Below are 22,736 nucleotides of genomic sequence, written 5' to 3'. Positions count from 1 at the left end.
AGCCGGAAGACTCCGAGGTCAAGGCGGTTCGTATCCGGATGCATTTTCACCTTATCGAGGAGGAATTGGCATATGGACGTGAATGGCGTGGGCTGGATTGCAGCCATTATCATCGGCGGCTTGGCCGGATGGCTTGCCGAGATGGTCATGAAGAGCAACACCGGTATCTTCATGAACATCATCCTGGGCATCGCCGGCGCGGTAGTGCTGAACGCAATCCTGCGCGCCCTCGACATCGAGGCCTTCGGCGTCGGCTGGTTCGCTTACCTGATCACCGGTTTCATCGGCGCCTGCCTGCTGATCTTTGTCGGCCGGCTGGTACGACGCTGAGCCCCAGCGAGCATCATTATGCGAAAATGGCCGTGGCGGCATGCGCCGGCGCGGCCTTTTTCTTTGCTCCGAAAAGTCCTAGATGACGCAGACAGGCGGCCGCGACGCCGGCGGCCGCGAAGGGTTTGAAATGGTCACTGTTCTCGACACTACCGCCAACGCGCCGCGTCCGCGGCATCCCGAGAAGGCGCACAGGCCGGATCAGGAAGTGCTGCGCAAGCCGGACTGGATCCGCGTCAAGGCGCCGGTTTCGAAGGGCTATGCCGAGACGCGCGAGATCGTCAAGTCGCACAAGCTGGTGACGGTATGCGAGGAGGCCGGCTGCCCCAACATCGGTGAGTGCTGGGACAAGAAGCACGCCACCTTCATGATCATGGGCGAGATCTGCACGCGCGCCTGTGCCTTCTGCAATGTCGCAACCGGCATCCCGACCGCGCTCGATCACGACGAGCCGGCGCGTGTCGCCCATGCCGTCAGGCAGATGGGTCTCAGCCATGTCGTCATCACCTCGGTCGACCGCGACGACCTCGCCGATGGCGGCGCGCAGCATTTCGCCGACGTCATCCATGCCATTCGCGAGGCCGCGCCTTCGACGACGATCGAGATCCTGACGCCCGATTTCCTGCGCAAGGACGGCGCGCTGGAGATCGTCGTGGCGGCCAAGCCCGACGTCTTCAACCACAACCTGGAAACCGTGCCGTCGAACTATCTGACGGTCCGGCCGGGCGCTCGCTATTTCCATTCGATCCGGCTGCTGCAGCGCGTGAAAGAACTCGATCCGTCGATCTTCACCAAGTCCGGCATCATGGTCGGGCTCGGCGAGGAACGGAACGAGGTGCTCCAGCTCATGGACGACCTGCGTTCGGCCAATGTCGACTTCATGACCATCGGCCAGTATCTGCAGCCTTCGAAGAAGCACCATCCGGTGATCCGCTTCATCACGCCGGACGAGTTCAAGTCCTATGAGACGATCGGCAAGACCAAGGGCTTCCTGCTGGTGGCGTCGAGCCCGCTGACCCGCTCCTCGCATCATGCGGGCGAGGATTTCGCCAGGCTGCGCGCGGCGCGCGAGGCGCAGCTCAAGAAAGCCAGCTGACCGCCTAAATGCCGAAATTCGAAGCCACCCGCCGCGTCGCTCATCCGCCGGAGAAGATGTTCGCGCTGGTGGCTGACATCGAGGCCTATCCGCAATTCCTGCCGCTTTGCGAGGCGCTGACGGTGCGCTCGCGCAAGGAGCGCGACGGCCGCACCATCCTGGTCGCCGACATGAGCATCGGCTACAAGGCAATCCGCGAGACTTTTACCACCCAGGTGCTCTTGAAGCCCGACGAGAACGCCATCGACGTCAAATACATCGACGGCCCGTTCAAATATCTGAGCAATATCTGGCGCTTCGACCCGGCCGAAGGCGGCTGCGAGGTCCACTTCTTCATCGACTACGAGTTCAAAAGCCGCATCCTCGGCGTGCTGATGGGCACGATGTTCGACCGCGCCTTCCGCATGTTCTCGGAGGCCTTCGAGAAGCGCGCCGACGTGATCTACGGCGCAAAGCCGGCCTGACTTTCCCCAAGAGTGCGCAGCGCTAGCTGCAATGCATGCCTAACCGTCTCGTGGCGGATGAATTCACGACCCTTATGACCGAAAAGCTGGCGCTCCGCGACGACAGGCTGGCCGGCAAGCGCTATCCCGAACCAGACGAGCCCGACCGGCTTTTCCGGCGAGCCGCCGCTCGGGCCGGCAATGCCGGTGACGGCAAGGGATAGGCTCGCGCGAGAATGCGCCAGCGCGCCGGCCGCCATTTCGAGCACCGTCTCGCGCGAGACGGCGCCATGCGCCTCCAGCGTCGCGGCGGAGACCCCGAGCATCTCCATCTTGGCTTCGTTGGAATAGGTGATGAAGCCGCGGTCGACGACGGCGGAAGAGCCGGCAATGTCGGTGAGCGCCGCAATGATCATGCCGCCGGTGCAGCTTTCCGCGGTGGCGAGCATGACGCCGCGTTGCTGGCAGGCCTGGAGCAGGGCGATGGCGAGTTCGGCGTTGCTCATGCAGGCACGTCTCCCGGATAGGCGACGCTGGCGGTGGCGATCGCCGCTATGCCTTCGCCGCGCCCGACGAAGCCGAGCTTCTCATTGGTCGTCGCCTTGATCGAAATGCGCTCCGGCGCAATGCCGAGCATCGCAGCCAGCGCTGCCGTCATCGCCGCGCGATGCGGCCCGACGCGCGGCGCCTCGCAGATCAGCGTGATGTCGGCATTGGCGATGCGGCCGCCGCGCTCGCGCACCAGTTTCGCGGCGTGCTCGACGAATATCTTCGAGGCCACACCCTTCCACTGCGGGTCCGATGGCGGGAAATGCGTGCCGATGTCGCCCGCGCCGCAGGTGGCGAGCAGCGCGTCGGTAAGGGCATGGAGCCCGACATCGGCGTCCGAATGACCGGAAAGTTTTCGGTCATACGGGATGGCGACGCCGCACAGCGTGACGTGGTCGCCAGGCTCGAAAGCGTGCACATCATAGCCATTGCCGGTGCGGATGTCCGGAAAGCGCGGCAGCGCGCTGGAAAGCCGCTGGTCGGCCATCGCGATATCCCTTGCCCAGGTGAGTTTGACGTTGTCCGGCGAGCCGGTGACGATCTTGACCGGAATATGCGCCCATTCGGCAATGGCTGCATCGTCGGTGAAATCGGTCTTGCCGAGGAGATGCGCCTTTTCATGCGCGGCAAGCAGCGGCCAGAACGGAAAGCCTTGCGGCGTCTGCGCCGCGTGCAGGCCTGTCCGCGACACCGTCGCCTCGATCATGCCCGTCGCGGATTCCCGTTTGAGCGTGTCGGCGACGGGAAGCGCCGGCAGCGCGCCCTGGCGCTCGCCGATGGCCTCGATGGTGCGGTCGATAAGCCCTGCATCGACGAACGGGCGCACCGCGTCGTGCACAAGCACTTTTGCCGGCGCCTGCTCCCTGAGCGCCAGAAGTCCTAGCCGGACGGAAGCCTGACGGGACAGGCCGCCGGTGACGGCACGGACGCGCTCGGCATCGGCTCCGGCTGCACGGTCGAAAAGTTCGCGGTCGTCGGCGTGAATCGCCACGATCACCGGTCCGACACTCGGGTGCGAGAGGAACTTTTCCAGCGTATGCGCGATCACCGCGCGGTCGCCGATGCGCTGATATTGCTTCGGCCCGTCCGCTTGCCCGGCACGCGCGCCGCGCCCGGCGGCGACGATGACCACGCCGACCTTGCCGCCCGCGTCCGAAGCCCGATTTTCACTTGCGTCAGTCATGGCGAGAGGCTTAGTCGCGGCACGAAGGGAAGGCCAGCATTTTCCAAAATGCGCCTTAATGTGACGTCATTGCGCGTTGCACAACGGCTTGTATCTGGCTAGAGAATGTGCAGCAATCGAACATGCTTGGTTTTTGTGCATGCCTGAATTGACCACATTGGCTTCGCCGCTCGATGTCGGCGGCGTGAGGATTCGCAATCGCGTCTTCCTTGCGCCGATGTCGGGCATCACCGACGAGCCGTTCCGGCAACGCGCCCATGCGCATGGCGCCGGGCTGGTCGTGTCGGAAATGGTGGCGAGCGGCGAACTGGCCAGGGGCAGGGCGGGCTGCGACCTGCGTATCCGCCATTCGGGCCTGCCTGTCCATATGGTGCAGCTTGCCGGCCGCGAGGCCGCGCACATGGCCGAAGGCGCACGAATCGCGGCCGGCGAGGGCGCTGACGTCATCGACATCAACATGGGCTGTCCGGCCAAGAAGGTGACGGGCGGCTATGCCGGCTCGGCGCTGATGCGCGATCTCGATCACGCGCTGTCGTTGATCGAAGCCGTCGTCGGTGCGGTCGCGGTGCCGGTGACGGTAAAAATGCGGCTCGGCTGGGACGAAAGCGCGCTCAACGCCCCGATGCTGGCGCGCCGCGCCGAGCAGGCCGGCGTGACGATGGTGACCGTGCATGGCCGTACGCGCTGCCAGTTCTACCAGGGCAAGGCCGACTGGCGCGCCATTGCGCGCGTCAAGCAGGCGGTCTCGATCCCGGTGGTGGCCAATGGCGACGTCGGCTCGCCGGAAGAAGCGGCGACTATCCTCGATCAGTCGGGCGCCGACGCAGTGATGATCGGCCGTGCCCACTACGGCGCGCCGTGGATTGCCGGCAGCATCGCGGCGGTGGCCGCCGGTGCATCGGCGCACGACATTCCCCAAACGCCGCAAGCTCTCGCCGACTACGTCGTTTCCCATTACGAGGACATGCTCTCGCTCTACGGCGTCGAAAGCGGACTGCGCCAGGCGCGCAAGCATCTCGGCTGGTATCTCGACCGGCACGGTGCCGCGGCGTCGGCGGAGCAGCGCAAGCACATCCTCACCTCGTTCGAGCCGGCTGAAGTCATCACCGGGCTGCGCCAAGCGTTCACAGAAAGCGCGCCTGAATTGCGGAGCGCGGCATGACGGCGAGCGTCCCCCAGGCAGCCGACATGGCGGATGCTGCCAACATCGTGCTGAACACCATCCGCCGCCCGGTGATCATGGTCGACCCTGACGGCTTCATCACCTTCGCCAATGCGGACGCCGAGGATTTCTTCCGCTCCAGCGCGACCATGCTGGCCCGCAACACGCTTTCCAAGCTGGTGCCGTTCGGCAGCCCGCTGCTGACGCTGGTCGATCAGGTGCGCGAACGCCGCGCGCCGGTCAACGAATACCGCGTCGATATCTCCTCGCCGCGCCTCGGCATCGAGAAGATGGTCGACCTATATGTCGCGCCAGTGCCCGAGTTTCCGGGCTCGGTCGTGGTGATGTTCCAGGAACGGTCGATGGCCGACAAGATCGACCGCCAGATGACGCATCGCGGCGCCGCTCGCTCGGTCACCGGCCTCGCCGCCATGCTGGCGCACGAAATCAAGAACCCGCTTTCCGGCATTCGCGGCGCCGCGCAACTGCTCGAACTTTCGGCCTCCGACGAGGACCGCGCGCTCACCCGCCTGATCACCGACGAGACCGACCGCATCGTCTCGCTGGTCGACCGCATGGAAGTGTTTTCCGACGAACGGCCGATCGAGCGCTTTCCCGTCAACATCCACGTCGTGCTCGACCATGTGAAGGCGATCGCGAAGAATGGCTTTGCGAAAAAAATCAAGATCTTGGAGGAGTATGATCCATCGCTTCCTCCGGTCTTTGCCAACCGCGACCAGCTAATCCAGGTATTCCTCAATCTGGTCAAGAACGCCGCCGAGGCGATCGGCGCCGACCCGCAGGGCGAGGTCGTGCTGTCGACGGCGTTCCGGCCGGGCATCCGCGTTTCCGTGCCGGGAACGCAGGATCGCGTCTCGCTGCCGCTCGAATTCTGCGTGCATGACAACGGCCCCGGCGTTTCCGAGGACATCCTGCCGATCCTGTTCGATCCATTCATCACCACCAAGCCGAACGGTTCGGGCCTTGGGCTGGCGCTGGTCGCGAAGATCGTCGGCGAGCACGGCGGCATCATCGAATGCGACTCGACGCCGCGCGGAACCACGTTCCGCGTCCTGATGCCGGCATGGAAGGAGACTTCGCCCGGCGTCGGCGAAGAAGCTGAAGGAGACCGCAAATGACCGTTCGCGGCAATATTCTCGTCGCCGACGACGATGCGGCCATCCGTACCGTGCTGAACCAGGCGCTGTCGCGCGTCGGCCATGAAGTGCGCGTGACGTCGAACGCCTCGACGCTGTGGCGCTGGGTGGCGGCGGGCGAGGGCGATCTCGTCATCACCGACGTGGTGATGCCGGACGAGAACGCTTTCGACATGCTGCCGCGCATCAAGAAGGCGCGGCCGGAACTGCCGGTCATCGTCATGAGTGCGCAGAACACCTTCATGACCGCGATCCGCGCGTCCGAGACCGGCGCCTACGAATATCTGCCGAAGCCGTTCGACCTCACCGAGCTGCTCAACATCGTCAACCGGGCACTGGCCGAGCCGAAGCGGCCGAAGCTCGATTCGCGCGCCGACGAGCAGCCGGAAACGATGCCGCTGGTCGGCCGGTCGGCCGCCATGCAGGACATCTACCGCATGCTGGCGCGCATGATGCAAACCGACCTCACGGTGATGATCAGCGGCGAATCCGGCACCGGCAAGGAACTGGTGGCGCGCGCCTTGCACGAATACGGCCGCCGCCGCGGCGGGCCGTTCGTGGCTATCAACATGGCGGCGATCCCGCGCGACCTGATCGAATCGGAGCTTTTCGGCCACGAGAAGGGCGCTTTCACCGGTGCCCAGAACCGCTCCACCGGCCGCTTCGAGCAGGCCGAGGGCGGCACGCTGTTCCTCGACGAGATCGGCGACATGCCGATGGAGGCGCAGACGCGCCTCCTGCGCGTCCTGCAGCAGGGCGAATACACGACCGTCGGCGGCCGCACGCCGATCAAGACCGACGTGCGCATTGTCGCCGCCACCAACAAGGATCTGCGGACGCTGATCAACCAGGGTCTGTTCCGCGAGGATCTGTTCTACCGCTTGAATGTTGTGCCGCTGAGGCTCCCGGCGCTGCGCGAGCGCTCCGAGGATGTTCCGGACCTGGTCAGGCACTTTTTCAAGCAGGGCGCCAGCGAAGGCCTGCAGACCAAGCGAATTTCCGCGGGCGGCATCGAACTGATGAAACGCTATCCCTGGCCCGGCAACGTGCGCGAGCTGGAGAATCTGGTGCGCAGGCTGGCCGCGCTCTATTCGCAGGACGAGATTTCGGCCGAGATCATCGAGGCGGAGCTCAAGACCGGCGAGAGGCCCGTCGTGCCGGATGGCGGCGCGCTGATGCCCGACGATCTGTCGATCGGCCAGGCGGTCGAGCATTTCCTGCAGCGCTATTTCGCGTCCTTTGCCGGCGACCTGCCGCCCTCCGGACTCTACCAGCGCATCCTCGCGGAGGTCGAATATCCGCTGGTGCTGGCATCGATGACGGCAACGCGCGGCAACCAGATCAAGGCGGCCGAGCTTCTGGGCCTGAACCGCAACACGCTGCGCAAGAAGATCCGCGAGCTCGGCGTCAACGTCTACAAGGCCTCGAGACAGATCTAAAGCGTGTCTTCTGAAAGTGGGAACCGGTTCGGCGACAAGACATGCGCAAAATCAAAGGCCTAAAGCGCATGGAGCGGGCCTGAAAGATCGCGATGCGCTTTCGGCCTTCGATGCCGGCCGGGGCGATTGGCCGGCCCGCCTCTTGCGTTCCGCCCGACGGTCGACGGGCGGAACGCTTCATTGCCGCTCCATCCAGCTGGCTCAGAGATAGTCTCTGACGGTGTCCGCGATCATGACGTCAAGGCTCGTGGCCTTCACGCCGAGGAGATGCTCGGTGTCGGAAGAATCGACCAGCAGCCGGCGATCGAACAGATATTGCATTTCCACGAGTTCATGCAGGCCCAGGGCTTCCATCTCGGCGACGGAATAGCAGCGCATTGGCGCAACCTCCCTTCCGAGCATCGCCGCGGTCCTGCGGACAAGGTCGCGGGGCGAGGCGTATTGCGACGGGACATGGAAGGCTCGCCCCCATTTGCCCGTGTAGGAAGCCGACGCGACGAGCGTCCGGGCGACGTCCTTGATGAAAGCCCAAGCATGATCGGCGTCGAGGTCTCCCAGGAAAGCGACAGGCACTTCTTCGACGATGGACGGCAGCGCCAGAAGCGAGAAGTAGGTGACCGCGCCATATCCCAGATAATCGCTGGAACGCACCTCGATGGCCGGCACGTTGGCGCGAAACGCACGTTGCCACATGGTCGCCCGGACAGTGCCCTTCCTCGATGTCGGGTCGAGAGGCGTGTCTGGACGGAGGGGGCCGTCGGCGTTTCCGCCATAGCCATAGAGGTTTCCGAGCAGGATGATCTTCGCATCAACGGTTTCCGCCGCGCGCACTGTGCCGTCGACGATCGGGAAGAAGTCGATCGGCCACCGGTCGTAAGGCGCCATGGCACACATGAAGATGGCATCGGCGCCCCGGCTGATGCGTGAAAGTCCGGCGGCATCGGTGGCGTCCGCCTGCATCGCGCGCACGCCGGGCAGATCGATGTCGCCGACGCTCCGGCTAGTGAGGACGACGTCATGTCCTTGCTCCCCAAGCAGGCGAGCCGTCTCGCGCCCGACCGGGCCTGCTCCGACAACAACATAGTAACCCATAGGAACCTCTTTGCGTTGGCAAACGAGGCGCAGGTCTAAAGGGCTTCGGCATTGAAAATCGCGCAGGAACCGCCAAATGTTGGGCAGGTTCTGCCACGATTTTTGAGGCTTGTTCCGCATGCATCCGCAGTTCGCCCCGGCGCCCGCCTCGGCTGGCATATCGATCGCTTCTCGGCATATCGAAGCAGGCACCCACCGGCTGGCGCGCACGGATCATCACCGCATCATGGTTCATGCCAGCGCGGCGACGCGCTCATACTGCAATGATTCCGGGCGATATTTCTTGCGGCGCGCCGGCGACATCGATTTCGTACCCGCGGGACAGGAGGGCGGGTTCGAGGCCGAAACCTCATTCGAGACGAGGGAGGTTCGCCTGTCGCCTGCCATGCTCGACGGTGTGGCATCGGAGATTGGGGGCAGCGCAAGGGCGCGCCATTTCGACATGCGGCATTTGCTTCGGGACGAACGCATCGAATACCTCGTCCGAGCGCTTGAGACCGACCAGAACGCAGGCTCGCCGGGTGGGGCCCTGTTTGCCGAAAGTGTCGGTATCGCGCTTGCGGTACGGCTGGTTGGTCTTGACGATCTGGAGACAGATCGAACGGTTCGGCTGTCGGATGCGCAGCTCAAGCGTGTCCTGGACTATGTCGACACCCATCTTTCCGAACCGCTCACGATCGACACGCTGCGGCGCATCGCCAATGCCAGCAGCTCGCATCTTAGGACATGGTTCAAGGCGGCGACCGGCATGACGCTTCACCGCTATGTGCTGCGACGCCGGGTTGAGCGTGCCCGCTCCCTGATTCTGGGAAGCGATCTCGGCACCAGCGAGGTGGCCCATCTGACAGGCTTCGCGCATCAGTCGCATCTGGCGCATTGGATGCGCCGCGAGATCGGGCAGACGCCGCGCAGCTTGCGACGGTCGCGACCGGGGAAGTGACGCAGGTCAACGCATCGCCGAGCCGTCTCGTCCGGCGACATTGGATCGCCGGCATGGTCCTTTTGCGTGAATGAGCCGGGGAAAGATTTCCGTCCTGGCCACACTTGTTGCATAATCGCCACAATGCGTTGCATACATCCGACGCAATGACCGACTCTAGACGGCGACATGGCTGCTGAGGCTCCGACACTGAACCAACCGCTTTTCAGCCGGGCCGGCGCTCGCGACGGTCGCCGGCTGCTGGCGCTGCCCGGCGTGGTCGCGATCGTCGGCGCGATGATCACGGCTGCGATCTCGTTCGCAATCCTTGTCGGCGCGACCCCGATCGCACCGAATGCCAACGCCACTTGGGCGCTGATTGCGCTCAATGCCGTCTTCGTCCTGTTCCTGATTGCCCTGATCGGCCGCGAGATCCGCCGCATCGTCATGGCGCGCAAGCATGGCCGTGCGGCCTCGCGGCTGCATGTGCGCATCGTCGCCATGTTCGCGCTGGTCGCTGCAATTCCCGCCATCATGGTCGCGATCATCGCCTCGATCACGCTCGATATCGGCCTCGACCGCTGGTTCGAGATCCGCACCAAAACGATCGTCAATTCGTCGCTGTCGATCGCCGATGCCTATGTCCAGGAAAATGCCCGCAACCTGCAGGGCACGACCCTGTCGATGGCCTACGACCTCGATGCCTCGCGCACGCTCTATGGGCTCGACCGGACCGGCTTCCTCGATCTGATGAACAAGGAGGCCGTTGGCCGCGGACTGGCGCATGCGGCGCTGATCAAGCCTGACGGCTCCTTTGTCATGAGCGCCAAGACCGTCGCCGACTTCGCTATGCCGGAGCCGCCTCCCGGAGCGGTCAACTCGGCAGCGGACGGCAAGCCGGTGCTGATCGAACCGCGCACCCGCAACATCATGGGCGCCATCGTCAAGCTGCGCGAGATCGAAGGGCTTTATCTTTACACGATCCGGCTCGTGGACCCCGACGTCATCAAGGCGCGGCAGATCGTTCGGTCGAACACCGACGAATATCGCGGACTGGAAGAGAACCGTCGCACCTCGCAGGTCGCTTTCGCTCTGCCCTATCTGTCACTGACCCTTATTGTCATCCTTTCCGCGATCTGGACCGGCATTGCGGTCGCCGACCGGCTGGTCCGGCCGATCCGCCAGCTGATCGGCGCGGCCGACGAGGTGGCGACGGGCAATCTCGACGTCGCCGTCCCCGTGCGCCACTCCGACGGCGATGTCGCGTCGCTCGGCGACACCTTCAACAACATGATCCTCGAGCTCAAATCGCAGCGCAACGAGCTGTTGTCGGCCAAGGACCTGATCGACGAGCGGCGGCGCTTTTCGGAGGCGGTGCTGGCCGGCGTGACCGCGGGCGTCATCGGTGTCGATCCCTTCGGCGTCATCACCATCGCCAATCGCTCGGCCGAAACGATGCTGGCGATCTCGGCAAGCGCTGCGCTCGGACAGAACCTGTCGGCCATCCTGCCGCATGTCGGCCGCGTCTTCGAGATCGGCCGCCAATCCGGCAGACCGGTCTATCGCGAGCAGGTGACTTTCTTCCGCACCGGCATGGAACGGACTTTCAATGTCCAGATCACCGTCGAGGCCGGCGACGACGGCTCGGAAGAAAAATCCTATGTCGTCACCATCGACGACATCACCGATCTGGTGCAGGCGCAGCGCTCTTCGGCCTGGGCGGACGTGGCGCGGCGCATCGCCCACGAGATCAAGAATCCGCTGACGCCGATCCAGCTCTCGGCCGAGCGCATCAGGCGTCGTTACGGCAAGGTCATCACCGAGGATCGCGAGGTCTTCGACCAGTGCACCGACACCATCATCCGCCAGGTCGAGGACATCGGCCGCATGGTCGACGAATTCTCGGCCTTCGCCCGCATGCCGAAGCCGGAGATGAAGGTCATAGACCTGCGCGAATCGCTTCGCGAAGCCTCTTTCCTTGTGGAGGTCAGCCGTTCCGACATTGCTTTCCAGCGCGATTTCGGCAACGAGCCGCTCAAGGGCACGTTCGACAGCCGCCTGATGGCGCAGGCCTTCGGCAACGTCATCAAGAACGCCGCCGAGGCCATCGACGGACTTGATGCGCAAGACCGTTCCGACGGCACAATCCGGATTCAAGCCGGGCGCCAAGATGGCGCCATAAGAATCGACGTTATCGACAACGGCAAAGGGTTGCCGCGCGAGAATCGGCAGAGGCTGCTCGAGCCCTACATGACGACGCGGGAAAAAGGCACCGGCCTTGGCCTCGCTATCGTCAAGAAGATCGTGGAGGACCATGGCGGCCGGCTCGAATTGCACGACGCGCCGCCGGATTTCCACGACGGCCGGGGCGCGATGATCTCGATCATCCTGCCGCCGGCGGCGGTCGTCGCCGCGCCGCCACGCGGCGAAGGCCGCAATGAACACGAACGAGAAACTGAAAAGGTCGGTAATGGCGTCTGACATTCTCATCGTCGATGACGAGGAAGACATCCGCGAACTCGTCGCCGGTATCCTGAGCGACGAAGGTCACGAAACCCGCACGGCGCACGACGCCGACAGCGCGCTGGCGGCGATCGCCGATCGCGCGCCGCGGCTGATTTTCCTCGATATCTGGCTGCAGGGCTCGCGCCTCGACGGCCTGGCGCTGCTCGACGAGATCAAGACGATGCATCCGAACATGCCGGTGGTGATGATCTCCGGCCACGGCAACATCGAAACGGCGGTCTCGGCCATTCGTCGCGGCGCCTATGATTTCATCGAAAAGCCGTTCAAGGCCGACCGGCTCATCCTGGTCGCCGAACGCGCTTTGGAAACGTCCAAATTGCGGCGCGAGGTCTCCGACCTCAAGCTGCGCAGCGGCGAGACCTTCGACCTGATCGGCATGTCGTCGGCCATGAGCCAGCTGCGGCAGACCATCGAGCGCGTCGCGCCGACCAACAGCCGCATCATGATCATCGGCCCGTCCGGCTCCGGCAAGGAACTGACGGCGCGCGCCATCCACGCCCTGTCGGCGCGCAAGACGGGACCGTTCGTGACGCTGAGCGCCGCCACCATCACGCCGGAACGCATGGAGATCGAGCTGTTCGGCACCGAATCGAACGGTACCGAGCGCAAGGTCGGCGCGCTGGAGGAGGCCCATCGCGGCATCCTCTACATCGATGAGGTGGCCGACATGCCGCGCGAGACGCAAAACAAGATCCTGCGCGTGCTGGTCGAGCAGCAGTTCGAGCGGGTAGGGGGCACCAAGCGCGTCAAGGTCGACGTCCGCATCATCTCCTCGACGGCGCAAAACCTGGAGGCGATGATTGCCGACGGCCGCTTCCGCGAGGATCTCTATCATCGCCTGGCGGTGGTTCCCGTCATGGTGCCGGGTCTCGCCGAGCGGCGCGAGGATATCCCCTATCTCGTCGACAATTTCATGAAGCAGATCGCGCGCCAGGTCGGAATCAAGCCGCGCCGCATCGGCGACGACGCTTTGGCCGTGCTGCAGGCGCACAACTGGCCGGGGAACGTCCGCCAGCTGCGCAACAATGTCGAGCGGCTGATGATCCTGGCGCGCGGCGGCGACGTCGAAGCGCCGATCACTGCCGACCTTCTGCCCTCCGAGATCGGCGACGTCATGCCGCGCACGCCGAACCAGTCGGACCAGCACATCATGGCGCTGCCGCTGCGCGAGGCGCGCGAGCAGTTCGAGAAGGACTATCTGATCGCCCAGATCAACCGCTTCGGCGGCAACATCTCGAAGACGGCCGAGTTCATCGGCATGGAGCGCTCGGCCTTGCACCGCAAGCTGAAGTCGCTTGGCGTGTAGCGACTGTTGGCCCACGCGATTGTCCATTACGGCAACGGTGGAATCGCCTAAGAAAGCCGGACATTTCCCTGAGGTGCTCCATGCCGCGCATTGCCTATGTCAACGGGCGCTACGTCGCCCATGCTGAAGCCCGCGTCCATATCGAGGATCGCGGCTACCAGTTCGCCGACGGTGTCTATGAGGTCTGCGAAGTGGCGCGCGGCTTTATCGTCGACATGCCGCGCCATCTGGCTCGGCTCAAGCGCTCGCTGAAGGAATTGTCGATCGCCGGGCCCGTCTCCGAAGGCGTGCTGCCGATGCTTCTGCGCGAGGTCGTGCGCCGCAACCATGTCGTCAACGGCCTGGTCTATGTCCAGGTGACGCGCGGCGTCGCCAGCCGTGAATTCTCTTTCCCATCGGCCGACACCAAGTCGTCGCTGGTGATAACAGCCAGAAAGGCCGACCCCGCTGCGGCCGCCAAGCGGGTCGAGACCGGCATCAAGGTCATCACCGTCCCGGAGAATCGCTGGGACCGCGTCGACATCAAGAGCACCGGCCTCTTGCCCAATGTGCTCGCCAAGCAGAAGGCCAAGGAGTCCGGCGCCCAGGAGGCCTGGTTCGTCGACGCCGACGGCACAGTCAAGGAAGGCGGTTCGTCCAACGCCTGGATCATCACCAAGGACGGCGTGCTGGTGACGCGGCCGGCCGAGCACGGCATCCTGCGCGGCATCACGCGCACGACCTTGTTCGATGTCGCCGCCAAGCTCGGCTTGAAGATCGAGGAGCGTGGATTTTCGGTTGCCGAGGCCAAGGCGGCGCGCGAGGCTTTCATCAGCTCCGCAACCACGATCGCCATGCCTGTGGTCGAAATCGACGGCGCGCCGATCGCAAATGGCCACCCTGGCTCCATGACACTTTCGTTGCGACAGGCATTTTTTGACATTGCGGAAAAAAGTCCAGCCTGATAACCGCAAAGGTGGAATGAACCTCAACTATCTCGTTCTGCTTGCCGTTTAGACGGCAAGAGGGGGTTTGCGCGCTTGACAGGTGCCACGTAATTTGGCGCATTGGCCTGCAGACCGAAGGGGATCGGCGAAAGACAAAAACAATGGCGGAACGATCGCAAAACCTTCAGGACCTGTTCCTGAATTCAGTTCGCAAGAGCAAAAATCCACTTACCATCTTCCTCATCAACGGCGTGAAGCTAACCGGCGTCGTCACTTCGTTCGACAATTTTTGTGTGTTGTTGCGGCGCGACGGGCATTCCCAGCTCGTCTATAAGCACGCCATTTCCACGATCATGCCGAGCCAGCCGGTTCAGATGTTCGATGGTGAAGAAGGCCAGGGCGCCTGATTGGCACGTGAGAAAGACGCGGATCGCGGCGTTCGCGGGAAGCAAGGACACCAACTCGGGCCGGAATCCAAGGATCCGACCCGGGCTGTCGTCATTGTGCCGGTGCTTGCGCGCCAGCCGCGCGGCGACGATGATTCGAGCCGCCCACGCCTGAACCGCTCGGCGGATGCCCGCCACGACGAGGCGGTGGGGCTTGCCAGCGCCATCGATCTCAACCCGGTCCACACGGCGGTGGTGACGGTCGCCGATCCGCGCCCGGCAACGCTGCTCGGCAGCGGCAAGGTGGCGGAGTTCGCCGACATCGTGAGGGAGCGCAAGGCGGAACTGGTCATCGTCGACCATCCGCTGACGCCCGTGCAGCAGCGCAACCTGGAAAAGGAACTGAACGCCAAGGTGCTCGATCGCACCGGGCTGATCCTCGAGATCTTCGGCGAGCGCGCTAGGACCAAGGAAGGCACGCTCCAGGTCGAGCTGGCGCATCTCAACTACCAGAAGGGCCGCTTGGTGCGGAGCTGGACCCACCTCGAACGCCAGCGCGGCGGCGCCGGTTTCCTCGGCGGCCCCGGCGAAACGCAGATCGAGTCGGACCGGCGCATCCTGCAGGACAAGATCACCAAGCTGAAGCATGAGCTGGAAACGGTTCGCCGCACCCGCGACCTGCATCGTGCCAAGCGCAAGAAGGTGCCATTCCCGGTTGCGGCGATCGTTGGCTACACCAATGCCGGAAAGTCGACGCTGTTCAACCGGATGACCGGGGCAGGGGTGCTGGCCGAGGACATGCTGTTCGCCACGCTCGACCCGACATTGCGCCGCGTGCGGCTGCCGCACGGCACGCCGATCATCCTGTCGGACACTGTCGGCTTCATCTCCGACCTGCCGACGCATCTGGTCGCGGCCTTCCGGGCGACGCTGGAAGAGGTCGTCGAGGCCGATCTCGTGCTGCATCTGCGCGACATTTCCGATCCCGACACGGCAGCGCAGGCGGAAGATGTCGAGCGCATCCTCGGCGATCTCGGCGTCGATGCCGCGGACACCAGCCGCGTCATCGAGGTGTGGAACAAGATCGACCTGCTCGACGAAGGCAATCGCGAGCGCCTGCTTGCCGGCAGCGCCGGCGGCAAGGCGGCGCCGATCGCGATATCGGCGGCGACCGGCGAGGGGATCGACGCGCTGAAGGCGCTTATCGAGACCAGGGTGTCGGGCGAACTGGAAACTATGACGGTGACGCTGAGGCCCGCGGAGCTCGGCCAGGTGGACTGGCTATACCGCAACGGTGATGTCGTTTCGCGAACCGACAATGAAGACGGCAGCGTCACCCTCTCGCTGACAGCGACGCACAGCGCCCGCCAGGAGATCGAGAACCGGCTGCAGCGCAGGAACGGCGAATAGCCCGTTGCCTATTTTGCGCTTTTTGCCTGCTGCCAGAGCGCTTGCATCTCGTCCAGCGTCGCTTCTTCCAGCGAACTGTCCTTGGCCTCGAGCGCTCGCTCGACATAGTGGAATCGGGAACGGAATTTCTCGTTGGTACCGCTGAGCGCGGCTTCCGCGTCGAGCTTGAGATGGCGGCCGAGATTGACGACGGCAAACAGCATGTCGCCGAACTCGTCCTTGATCGGTGCCGCGTCGCCTCCTGCGAGCGCCTCGCGCAATTCGCCGATCTCTTCCTCTATCTTGTCGAGGATCGGTGCTGCCTCGCTCCAGTCGAAGCCGACGCGGGCAGCCTTCTCCTGCAGCTTCAGCGCGCGGGTGAGCGCAGGGAGCGCGACCGGCACACTGTCGAGATAGCCCTTGCCATGATCTTCCGGATCGAGGCCGCGGGCGATGCGGGCGTTGCGTTTGTCGGCCTTCTCCGCCGCCTTGATCTTCTCCCACATGCCCTTGGCCATGCCGGCGCTGCGCGCCTTCTCATCACCGAAGACATGCGGGTGGCGGCGGATCATCTTGCTGGTGATGGCTTCGACGACGTCGCCGAATGCGAACTCGCCGGCTTCCTCGGCCATCTGCGCGTGGTAGACGACCTGCAGCAGAAGGTCGCCCAGTTCCTCGCGCAGATCGTCGAGATCGCCGCGCGCGATAGCGTCCGCCACCTCATAGGCTTCCTCGATCGTGTAGGGCGCGATGGTCGAAAAATTCTGCTCGATGTCCCACGGGCAGCCGGTCTTCGGCGCCCGCAGCGCCGCCATGATCTCGATCAGTCGGGAAATGTCCTTCGAGGGTTTCATGCCGCAAACCCTAGCGCGCGCAGCGGCGGGCGACCAATCCCGCCGGCCGGCAAAGCCTATTGTCCACAGTTGCGCGGTCGCTCAGTCGAGAACCGAGACGATAGCCTTGGCAAGGTCGTCCAATCCGTCCTCGGGCAAGCCGGCCACGTTGATGCGGCTGTCCCCAACCATGTAGACGGCGTGCTCGGTGCGCAGGCGCTCGACCTGCGCTTCCGTCAACCCGAGACGGGAAAACATGCCGCGGTGGCTGGCGACGAAATCGAAGCGGTCGGAATTGGACTGCCGGCGCAACGCGTCTGCGAAGGCGACGCGCAGCCTGAGCATGCGCAGCCGCATTTCCTCGAGTTCCGTCTCCCAATCCTTCTTCAGGGCGGCGTCTTCGAGCACCATGCGCACAGCGGCCGCGCCATGGTCCGGTGGCATCGAGTAGAGCGCGCGCGCCGCGGCCAGCATCTGGCTCATCGCCACATCCGCCTGTGCGCCGTCCTTGGCCACGATCATCGCCGCGCCGACGCGGTCGCGATAGACGGCAAAATTCTTCGAGCAGCTCGAGGCGACCACCATCTCCGGAACCTTGCCGGCAAGCAGCCGCAGGCCGGCGGCATCGGCATCGAGGCCTTCGCCAAAGCCCTGATAAGCGATGTCGACGAAGGGCAGAAGGCCGCGATCCAGCAGGACGTCGGCGACCTCGGCCCACTGGGCGGCATCGAGGTTGGCGCCGGTCGGATTATGGCAGCAGCCGTGCAGCAGCGCGACATCGCCGCTATTGGCGGTCTTGAGCGCCGCCAGCATGTCGTCGAAACGAACGGCGCCGGAAGCGGCGTCGAAATAAGGATAGTCGCGCACCTGCAGCCCAGCGGCGCGCATCACCGGCAGATGGTTCGGCCAGGTCGGGTCGGACAGCCAGACCGTTGCGCCGGGACGCGTGCGCTGCAGAAGCTCGGCCACCAGCCTCAGCGCGCCCGATCCGCCCGGCGCTTGCGCTGCGCGGATGCGCGACGGGTCGGCACCCTCGCCGAAGGCAAGCTTGATCATCGCGGCGTTGAAGCCGGTGTCTCCGGCAAGGCCGAGATAGGTCTTGGTATCCTGGCTGGCGAGCAGCCGCTTCTCGGCCTCGCGCACGGCGCGCATCACCGGCGTCCTGCCGTCGCGGTCCTTATAGACGCCGACGCCGAGGTCGACCTTGCCGGAGCGGGTGTCGGCGCGATAGAGGCCGATCAAGGCAAGGATCTTGTCGGCGGGCGCGGGCTGCAGGGTTTCGAACATCGACAGTCCTCCAATAGCGGCGGAGTGATACGCAAATCGGCCGCGCTTCGCCAGCGGTTTCCTCCGGATGCCCGCTCGCGAATGCGACACGACGTCTGTCAGATCGCAAAGAAACGGCGAGCAAGGATTAAAATCCCCACATGCTCCGTATAGAGGGCATGAAAACGGTCGATGGCACGCTTTGATATCGTCGGGCAGTTGGGGTCGCTGCGGCGCTATGCGCGCTCGCTGACGCGCGACAGCGCCGATGCCGAGGATCTGGTCCACGATGCGCTGGTGCGCGCCTATGAGCGGCGCGGCACCTTTCGCTCGGGCGGCAACCTGCGCGCCTGGCTGCTCGCGATCGTGCACAACATCTTCATCGACCGCATGCGCTCGCGCCGGTCCGAGGCGACGCGCATCGAGCGGGCCGGCCGTCTCGCCGATCAAAGCGTGGCGGCATCTCAGGACCATTCGGTGCGCCTTTCACAGGTGCGGGAAGCTTTTCTCTCGCTTCCGGAAGAGCAGCGCTCCGCCCTGCACCTCGTCGCCATCGAAGGGCTTTCCTATCAGCAGGCCGCCGAAGCGAGCGGCGTGCCGCTCGGAACCCTGATGTCGCGCATCGGCCGCGCGCGTGCGGCACTGCGCGAGATGGAGGAGCGCGCTCCGGCGCGCGGCAAAAACCACTTGAGGATCGTGGGAGGTGAATCATGACCGCTATCGTCGATCCCGTGACCGATGCCGATCTCGACGCCTATGTCGACGATCAGCTCGACGTCGCCCGCCGCATCGAGGTCGAGGCTTTTCTTTCCACGCGCCCGGAAGTGGCTGCGCGGGTGATGTCCGACCTCAGAACGCGCGACGAGCTGCGCGTGGCGCTGGCCGGCCCCGTCGGCATGGCGGGCCCGGCAACGACAGAGGTGGCGCGGCGGCTGGAGCGGGCGCTCGCCAGGGATCGCGTCTTTTCCGTGCTGCAGCGGGCTGCTGCAGCGGCCGTGCTGGTGGCTGCAGGCTGGCTGGCAAACAGCGTCTTCGGGCCGATCGCCGTCACCAAGGTGGTCGCCTCGACGCACCCGCCCGCTTATGTCGAGGAAGCGGTGAGCGCGCACCGCACGACCCTGGTGCGCGAGACGATGCCGTCGCAGCGGGAAGCGCCCGGCTACAATGCCGATGAAATCCGCGCCGCGACCGCGATCGTTATGCCGTCATTGCCCGACGACTGGCGGATCCGCGACGTCCAGATCTATCCGTCGCGGTTCGGGCCGAGCGTCGAGATGGCGGTCGAAACGAAGGATTTCGGCCTGGTGTCGCTGTTTGCCATCAGGCCGGGCACCTTCGACGTGGTGAAGCCCACGGTCGTGCCCTCGCGCGACATCTCATCCGCCTATTTCCAGATTGGCGAGGTGGCTTACGCCGTCGTTGGACGAAGCGATGCCGGCGATCTCGACCGTGCCGCCGAAAAGCTGGCCCGGACGCTTTACTGAACTCACAACCGATCCAACCAAGGAGAACCCGAATGAACAGCCCCAACCTGGGATACCGAATGGGCGCCGGCGCCCAGGCCGGAGCGGTCTATGACGAGGGCCTGCGCCGGCACATGCTGCGCGTCTACAACTATATGGGCCTTGGCCTGGTGGTCACCGGCCTCGTCGCACTTGCCGTGGCCTCGACGCCGGCGCTTTATGTGCCGATCTTCTCCAGCCCGTTGAAATGGGTGGTGATGCTGGCGCCGCTTGCCTTCGTCATGCTCTTCTCCTTCAAGATGCAGACGATGTCGGCGGCGAGCGCTCAGACGATGTTCTGGGCCTTCTGCGCCGTCATGGGCCTGTCGCTCGCTTCCGTGTTCCTGGTCTTCACCGGCACCAGCATCGCGCGCACCTTCTTCATCGCCGCCACCATGTTCGGCGCCACCAGCCTCTACGGCTATACGACCAGGCGCGACCTGACGCAGTTCTCGTCCTTCCTCGTCATGGGCCTGATCGGCGTGGTGATCGCGAGCCTCGTCAACCTGTTCCTCGGCTCGACCGCGCTGCAGTTCGCCATCTCGGTGATCGGCATCGCCGTCTTCATCGGCCTGACCGCCTGGGACACGCAGACGATCAAGGAACAATATGCCGAGAATTTCGACGCGGAATCGCAGCAGAAGCTCGCCGTCTTCGGCGCCTTCTCGCTCTATCTGAACTTCATCAACATCTTCCAGCTGCTGCTGAATTTCACCGGCGAGCGCGAATAGTCCGGGCCGTAGCAGGCAACACTGCTGACCTTGGCGTGGCTGGAGGGCAACCTCCGGCCACTTTTTTGGGCAGGGCGGAGCTCATGGATCGTTCGTCTTGAAGGCGTGAAGCGCGGCCCTGTCCGCCGCCCCGATCCGCTGCCCTTGAGTTCACGCGCGGGCCTTTGCTAGCCTGCGGGGCACACCAGCCAGCCGCGAGGACGCATGGAACAGGACAGCCTGACACTCCACGGTGACGGCATCTCGGCAACCGTCGTCGGGCAGGGGGCTGAACTGGTCTCCTTGCGCGATGCCGACGGAACAGAGCTTCTGTGGCAGGCGGGCCCGGCCTGGCGTCGCCATTCTCCGGTTCTGTTTCCGATCGTCGGCCGGCTGAGGGGCGATCAACTGCGCCACCGTGGGCAAAACTATCCGATGACGCAGCACGGTTTTGCCCGCGACAGGCGCTTTGCCTGGGTGCAGCGGACGCCTTCGTCCTGCACGCTGGTCCTGACCGACGATGCCGAAAGCCGCATCCATTACCCGTTCGCCTTCCGGCTGGCGGTAAGCTACAGCCTGGCATCTCGCCAACTTGGCGTGACCTTCGAAGTCGCCAACACTGGCGACGAGATGCTGCCGGCCTCGATCGGCGCTCACCCGGCCTTCAACTGGCCGCTGCTGCAGGAACTGCCCAAGGAAGCCTATCGGCTGACCTTTGCCGACAATGAGCCCGCGCCGATCCGCCGCCTGAAGGACGGGCTGATGGTGCCGACACCGCAACCCACGCCCATTGAAGGCAAGACGCTCGCGCTCTCCGAGCGGCTCTTCGACGACGACGCCGTCATTCTGGACCGGCCGGCCAGCACCAGCGTGCGCTATGCCGCCGAGCGAAGCCCATCGATAGAGATGTCCTGGCACGGGTTCAACGAGCTGGGCATCTGGTCCAAGCCGGGCGGCGCGCCGTTCCTGTGCATCGAGCCCTGGCGCGGCGTCGCAAGCCCGGTCGATTTCGACGGCGAATTTACCGACAAGCCGGGCGTGATGCCGATCGAGCCGGGCGCGAAGCGCACGCTGACCTACCGGATCGCCATCGGCCGGGAGCCGTAGGCCATGGCCTTTGCGATCAAGGCCGAGGTCAAGGATCCGTAGGCGGAGACGTTCTCGTTCGCCGCGCAGAAGACCATGTATGGCGGCAAGCATATCGCCGAAGGCGACACGATCTTCGTATTCGCCAGCGAGAACGAAGGCGGGCAGGGGCTTGTCGCGCGTGGCGTGGTCACGTCTTCCGAGGCCATCCCCAGAACGCCCGGCCTCGAACGGCAGACGCCGCGCGTCAGCATCTCCATCCACCGCACTGCGACTGCGGCCAAGAGGATGGGCAGGAACGAACTCAAGCCGTTCAACGACTGGACCGATGGCCGGCCCGAGACCGAGCTCAACTTCAAATTCTATCGCCAGGCGACGGACAAGATCGTCGGCATCTCTGGCGAGGCGGCAGGGTTTCTCAACGGTTTTTTCTAGGACGGCCAGCCACGGCCCACATCAATCTCCCTCAATGGATCGCCTCCATCGATGAAGAGCCTGCCCTGTGGCTTCAATGCCGCCTTGATACGCGCCAAGGCCGCCCGGCCAGCCTCGGGGTGACGTCCGTCGAGCGCGCCGACCCGCATGGCAAAGGCGATATCGAAGAGCGCATCATCAGGCCTCAATGCGAAGTCCTCGATTGCTATATGTCGAAAATCCAGGCTGCCCAAAGCCATCTCACCGGCCGATCCCGCCCGCGCCAACCGGATTGCCTTTTCCGACCGGTCGATGGCCAGGACGAAGCCGTGGCCGACACGGCGAGCGACAGCACGGGCGGCAACGCCGGGGCCGCAGCCGATCTCCAGAACGCGAAGTCCCGGCTTCAATGGAAGCGCTTCGACGAAAGCGGAGATCCGCTCGGAGATTCCGACAGCCATGGGATAGATCATGCAATTCGGTTTGTGGGCAACGCAAGCCGAAGGGAAGGGTGTGCATGCGCGATCGAGGCTTTCTCCCGCTGTTCGTTGTAAACACCTCGACCGCTTGATTTGGAAGGAGACACAGCATGGACCGGTTCACGGGCAGCTGCCTTTGCGGCAATGTCCGACTTGTGGCGTCGGGCCGACCATACCGGGTCGGCATCTGTCACTGCCTCGACTGCCGCAAGCATCATGGCGCGCTTTTCTATGCTGCCGCCATATTCCCTCAGGAGGCGGTGACGATCGATGGCGAGACTCGCGACTATGCCGGGCGGTTCTTCTGTCCGCGTTGCGGCTCCTCCGTTTTTGCGCGCACCGCGGACGAAATCGAAGTGCACCTTGGCTCCCTGGATGCACCTGACCAACTGATGCCAACCTACGAACTCTGGACCGTTCGTCGCGAGTCCTGGCTGCCGCCATTTCCACTCGCGAGACGATACGAGCGCGACCGTGGGGCCAAGGGCCGCTCCGAGGGGTAGGGCCTTTCCGAGGGGTAGGGCCGGGCAATTTGGAACGTCG

General features: G+C 64.5%; 24 protein-coding genes. 18 read left to right on the top strand and 6 right to left on the bottom strand.

Annotation, left to right across the window (positions count from 1 at the left end; translation table 11 throughout):
• Positions 1-72: 72 nt before the first annotated feature.
• The 3 genes from EJ067_RS33275 to EJ067_RS33265 all read left to right on the top strand — a co-directional run bounded on the left by EJ067_RS33275 (position 73) and on the right by EJ067_RS33265 (position 1,890).
• Positions 73-330, top strand: coding sequence for a GlsB/YeaQ/YmgE family stress response membrane protein (locus tag EJ067_RS33275; protein ID WP_126089290.1), 258 nt, complete (start codon positions 73-75; stop codon positions 328-330).
• A 130-nt stretch (positions 331-460) separates the two neighbouring features.
• Positions 461-1,426 carry a lipoyl synthase gene (gene lipA, locus EJ067_RS33270; RefSeq protein ID WP_126089844.1) on the top strand — a complete coding sequence of 322 codons (966 nt, stop codon included), beginning with the start codon at positions 461-463 and terminating at the stop codon, positions 1,424-1,426.
• An 8-nt stretch (positions 1,427-1,434) separates the two neighbouring features.
• Positions 1,435-1,890 (top strand): type II toxin-antitoxin system RatA family toxin, encoded by a 456-nt coding sequence (locus EJ067_RS33265; protein ID WP_126089289.1) that lies wholly within the window; start codon positions 1,435-1,437, stop codon positions 1,888-1,890.
• Here the strand turns inward: EJ067_RS33265 and EJ067_RS33260 are convergent.
• Complete coding sequence (locus tag EJ067_RS33260) at positions 1,869-2,375, bottom strand: CinA family protein (RefSeq protein ID WP_126089288.1); 507 nt, start codon at positions 2,373-2,375, stop codon at positions 1,869-1,871. The genes EJ067_RS33265 and EJ067_RS33260 overlap by 22 nt on opposite strands.
• Positions 2,372-3,601, bottom strand: a complete 1,230-nt coding sequence (locus EJ067_RS33255; RefSeq protein WP_126089287.1) for a bifunctional 2-C-methyl-D-erythritol 4-phosphate cytidylyltransferase/2-C-methyl-D-erythritol 2,4-cyclodiphosphate synthase — start codon at positions 3,599-3,601, stop codon at positions 2,372-2,374. Before EJ067_RS33255 ends, EJ067_RS33260 begins: the two co-directional genes overlap by 4 nt.
• Before the next feature lie 139 nt (positions 3,602-3,740).
• Between EJ067_RS33255 and dusB the strand changes: the two genes are divergently transcribed.
• The 3 genes from dusB to ntrC are packed head-to-tail and all read left to right on the top strand — an operon-like array spanning position 3,741 to position 7,359.
• Positions 3,741-4,763 (top strand): tRNA dihydrouridine synthase DusB, encoded by a 1,023-nt coding sequence (gene dusB, locus EJ067_RS33250; RefSeq protein ID WP_126089286.1) that lies wholly within the window; start codon positions 3,741-3,743, stop codon positions 4,761-4,763.
• Positions 4,760-5,902 (top strand): nitrogen regulation protein NR(II), encoded by a 1,143-nt coding sequence (locus tag EJ067_RS33245; RefSeq protein WP_126089285.1) that lies wholly within the window; start codon positions 4,760-4,762, stop codon positions 5,900-5,902. Before dusB ends, EJ067_RS33245 begins: the two co-directional genes overlap by 4 nt.
• The gene (ntrC, locus tag EJ067_RS33240; RefSeq protein ID WP_126089284.1) at positions 5,899-7,359 is read left to right on the top strand and encodes a nitrogen regulation protein NR(I); all 1,461 of its coding nucleotides are present in this window, start codon (positions 5,899-5,901) and stop codon (positions 7,357-7,359) included. Before EJ067_RS33245 ends, ntrC begins: the two co-directional genes overlap by 4 nt.
• 201 nt (positions 7,360-7,560) lie before the next feature.
• Here the strand turns inward: ntrC and EJ067_RS33235 are convergent, their stop codons facing one another.
• Positions 7,561-8,451 carry an NAD-dependent epimerase/dehydratase family protein gene (locus EJ067_RS33235; RefSeq protein WP_126089843.1) on the bottom strand — a complete coding sequence of 297 codons (891 nt, stop codon included), beginning with the start codon at positions 8,449-8,451 and terminating at the stop codon, positions 7,561-7,563.
• A gap of 118 nt (positions 8,452-8,569) precedes the next feature.
• Here EJ067_RS33235 and EJ067_RS33230 point away from each other — a divergent pair, with 118 nt between their 5' ends.
• From EJ067_RS33230 to hflX, 6 genes are all read left to right on the top strand, one after another.
• Positions 8,570-9,391: an AraC family transcriptional regulator gene (locus EJ067_RS33230; RefSeq protein WP_126089283.1), complete on the top strand. Its 822-nt coding sequence runs from the start codon at positions 8,570-8,572 to the stop codon at positions 9,389-9,391.
• A gap of 168 nt (positions 9,392-9,559) precedes the next feature.
• Positions 9,560-11,851 (top strand): PAS domain-containing sensor histidine kinase, encoded by a 2,292-nt coding sequence (locus tag EJ067_RS33225; protein WP_126089282.1) that lies wholly within the window; start codon positions 9,560-9,562, stop codon positions 11,849-11,851.
• Positions 11,841-13,202, top strand: coding sequence for a sigma-54 dependent transcriptional regulator (locus tag EJ067_RS33220; RefSeq protein WP_126089281.1), 1,362 nt, complete (start codon positions 11,841-11,843; stop codon positions 13,200-13,202). The genes EJ067_RS33225 and EJ067_RS33220 overlap by 11 nt, the downstream gene beginning before the upstream one ends.
• Before the next feature lie 80 nt (positions 13,203-13,282).
• On the top strand, positions 13,283-14,146 hold the full coding sequence (locus EJ067_RS33215; protein WP_126089280.1) for a D-amino-acid transaminase: 864 nt from the start codon (positions 13,283-13,285) through the stop codon (positions 14,144-14,146).
• Between the two features lie 143 nt (positions 14,147-14,289).
• Positions 14,290-14,535, top strand: a complete 246-nt coding sequence (gene hfq, locus EJ067_RS33210; protein ID WP_066989720.1) for an RNA chaperone Hfq — start codon at positions 14,290-14,292, stop codon at positions 14,533-14,535.
• Positions 14,536-15,924: a GTPase HflX gene (gene hflX / locus EJ067_RS33205; RefSeq protein WP_126089279.1), complete on the top strand. Its 1,389-nt coding sequence runs from the start codon at positions 14,536-14,538 to the stop codon at positions 15,922-15,924.
• 8 nt (positions 15,925-15,932) lie between these two features.
• Here hflX and mazG read toward each other — a convergent pair whose 3' ends face one another.
• Together mazG and EJ067_RS33195 are read right to left on the bottom strand one after the other, a co-directional pair.
• Positions 15,933-16,757: a nucleoside triphosphate pyrophosphohydrolase gene (gene mazG, locus EJ067_RS33200; protein WP_126089278.1), complete on the bottom strand. Its 825-nt coding sequence runs from the start codon at positions 16,755-16,757 to the stop codon at positions 15,933-15,935.
• An 81-nt stretch (positions 16,758-16,838) separates the two neighbouring features.
• Complete coding sequence (locus tag EJ067_RS33195; RefSeq protein ID WP_126089277.1) at positions 16,839-18,023, bottom strand: amino acid aminotransferase; 1,185 nt, start codon at positions 18,021-18,023, stop codon at positions 16,839-16,841.
• Positions 18,024-18,194: 171 nt separating this feature from the next.
• Here EJ067_RS33195 and EJ067_RS33190 point away from each other — a divergent pair, with 171 nt between their 5' ends.
• The 5 genes from EJ067_RS33190 to EJ067_RS33170 all read left to right on the top strand — a co-directional run bounded on the left by EJ067_RS33190 (position 18,195) and on the right by EJ067_RS33170 (position 21,735).
• The gene (locus tag EJ067_RS33190) at positions 18,195-18,716 is read left to right on the top strand and encodes a sigma-70 family RNA polymerase sigma factor (protein WP_126089276.1); all 522 of its coding nucleotides are present in this window, start codon (positions 18,195-18,197) and stop codon (positions 18,714-18,716) included.
• The gene (locus EJ067_RS33185) at positions 18,713-19,486 is read left to right on the top strand and encodes an anti-sigma factor (protein ID WP_126089275.1); all 774 of its coding nucleotides are present in this window, start codon (positions 18,713-18,715) and stop codon (positions 19,484-19,486) included. Before EJ067_RS33190 ends, EJ067_RS33185 begins: the two co-directional genes overlap by 4 nt.
• Positions 19,487-19,518: 32 nt before the next feature.
• A complete protein-coding gene (locus EJ067_RS33180) occupies positions 19,519-20,235 on the top strand; it encodes a Bax inhibitor-1/YccA family protein (RefSeq protein WP_126089274.1) in 717 nt (238 codons plus the stop codon).
• 204 nt (positions 20,236-20,439) lie between these two features.
• On the top strand, positions 20,440-21,321 hold the full coding sequence (locus tag EJ067_RS33175; RefSeq protein WP_126089273.1) for an aldose 1-epimerase family protein: 882 nt from the start codon (positions 20,440-20,442) through the stop codon (positions 21,319-21,321).
• Between the two features lie 75 nt (positions 21,322-21,396).
• The gene (locus tag EJ067_RS33170; protein WP_245468104.1) at positions 21,397-21,735 is read left to right on the top strand and encodes a hypothetical protein; all 339 of its coding nucleotides are present in this window, start codon (positions 21,397-21,399) and stop codon (positions 21,733-21,735) included.
• Here EJ067_RS33170 and EJ067_RS33165 read toward each other — a convergent pair.
• Positions 21,732-22,175 (bottom strand): class I SAM-dependent methyltransferase, encoded by a 444-nt coding sequence (locus tag EJ067_RS33165; RefSeq protein ID WP_126089272.1) that lies wholly within the window; start codon positions 22,173-22,175, stop codon positions 21,732-21,734. The genes EJ067_RS33170 and EJ067_RS33165 overlap by 4 nt on opposite strands.
• Positions 22,176-22,303: 128 nt before the next feature.
• Between EJ067_RS33165 and EJ067_RS33160 the strand changes: the two genes are divergently transcribed.
• The gene (locus tag EJ067_RS33160) at positions 22,304-22,696 is read left to right on the top strand and encodes a GFA family protein (protein WP_126089271.1); all 393 of its coding nucleotides are present in this window, start codon (positions 22,304-22,306) and stop codon (positions 22,694-22,696) included.
• Positions 22,697-22,736 lie beyond the last annotated feature (40 nt).

This window comes from Mesorhizobium sp. M1D.F.Ca.ET.043.01.1.1, assembly GCF_003952385.1.
Taxonomy (GTDB): Bacteria; Pseudomonadota; Alphaproteobacteria; order Rhizobiales; family Rhizobiaceae; genus Mesorhizobium.
This window is presented reverse-complemented; position numbering and strand designations above follow the sequence as displayed.

Bases quoted from the DNA above. Each gene is read 5' to 3' on its own strand.
- dusB (WP_126089286.1), top strand. From the start codon at position 3,741: ATGCCTGAATTGACCACATTGGCTTCGCCGCTCGATGTCGGCGGCGTG.
- EJ067_RS33230 (WP_126089283.1), top strand. From the start codon at position 8,570: ATGCATCCGCAGTTCGCCCCGGCGCCCGCCTCGGCTGGCATATCGATC.
- EJ067_RS33245 (WP_126089285.1), top strand. From the start codon at position 4,760: ATGACGGCGAGCGTCCCCCAGGCAGCCGACATGGCGGATGCTGCCAAC.
- EJ067_RS33260 (WP_126089288.1), bottom strand. From the start codon at position 2,375: ATGAGCAACGCCGAACTCGCCATCGCCCTGCTCCAGGCCTGCCAGCAA.
- hfq (WP_066989720.1), top strand. From the start codon at position 14,290: ATGGCGGAACGATCGCAAAACCTTCAGGACCTGTTCCTGAATTCAGTT.
- EJ067_RS33185 (WP_126089275.1), top strand. From the start codon at position 18,713: ATGACCGCTATCGTCGATCCCGTGACCGATGCCGATCTCGACGCCTAT.
- EJ067_RS33225 (WP_126089282.1), top strand. From the start codon at position 9,560: ATGGCTGCTGAGGCTCCGACACTGAACCAACCGCTTTTCAGCCGGGCC.
- EJ067_RS33215 (WP_126089280.1), top strand. From the start codon at position 13,283: ATGCCGCGCATTGCCTATGTCAACGGGCGCTACGTCGCCCATGCTGAA.
- EJ067_RS33220 (WP_126089281.1), top strand. From the start codon at position 11,841: ATGGCGTCTGACATTCTCATCGTCGATGACGAGGAAGACATCCGCGAA.
- EJ067_RS33165 (WP_126089272.1), bottom strand. From the start codon at position 22,175: ATGGCTGTCGGAATCTCCGAGCGGATCTCCGCTTTCGTCGAAGCGCTT.
- EJ067_RS33170 (WP_245468104.1), top strand. From the start codon at position 21,397: ATGTATGGCGGCAAGCATATCGCCGAAGGCGACACGATCTTCGTATTC.
- EJ067_RS33255 (WP_126089287.1), bottom strand. From the start codon at position 3,601: ATGACTGACGCAAGTGAAAATCGGGCTTCGGACGCGGGCGGCAAGGTC.
- ntrC (WP_126089284.1), top strand. From the start codon at position 5,899: ATGACCGTTCGCGGCAATATTCTCGTCGCCGACGACGATGCGGCCATC.
- EJ067_RS33275 (WP_126089290.1), top strand. From the start codon at position 73: ATGGACGTGAATGGCGTGGGCTGGATTGCAGCCATTATCATCGGCGGC.
- mazG (WP_126089278.1), bottom strand. From the start codon at position 16,757: ATGAAACCCTCGAAGGACATTTCCCGACTGATCGAGATCATGGCGGCG.
- EJ067_RS33235 (WP_126089843.1), bottom strand. From the start codon at position 8,451: ATGGGTTACTATGTTGTTGTCGGAGCAGGCCCGGTCGGGCGCGAGACG.
- EJ067_RS33265 (WP_126089289.1), top strand. From the start codon at position 1,435: ATGCCGAAATTCGAAGCCACCCGCCGCGTCGCTCATCCGCCGGAGAAG.
- lipA (WP_126089844.1), top strand. From the start codon at position 461: ATGGTCACTGTTCTCGACACTACCGCCAACGCGCCGCGTCCGCGGCAT.
- EJ067_RS33190 (WP_126089276.1), top strand. From the start codon at position 18,195: ATGGCACGCTTTGATATCGTCGGGCAGTTGGGGTCGCTGCGGCGCTAT.
- EJ067_RS33180 (WP_126089274.1), top strand. From the start codon at position 19,519: ATGAACAGCCCCAACCTGGGATACCGAATGGGCGCCGGCGCCCAGGCC.
- EJ067_RS33160 (WP_126089271.1), top strand. From the start codon at position 22,304: ATGGACCGGTTCACGGGCAGCTGCCTTTGCGGCAATGTCCGACTTGTG.
- EJ067_RS33195 (WP_126089277.1), bottom strand. From the start codon at position 18,023: ATGTTCGAAACCCTGCAGCCCGCGCCCGCCGACAAGATCCTTGCCTTG.
- EJ067_RS33175 (WP_126089273.1), top strand. From the start codon at position 20,440: ATGGAACAGGACAGCCTGACACTCCACGGTGACGGCATCTCGGCAACC.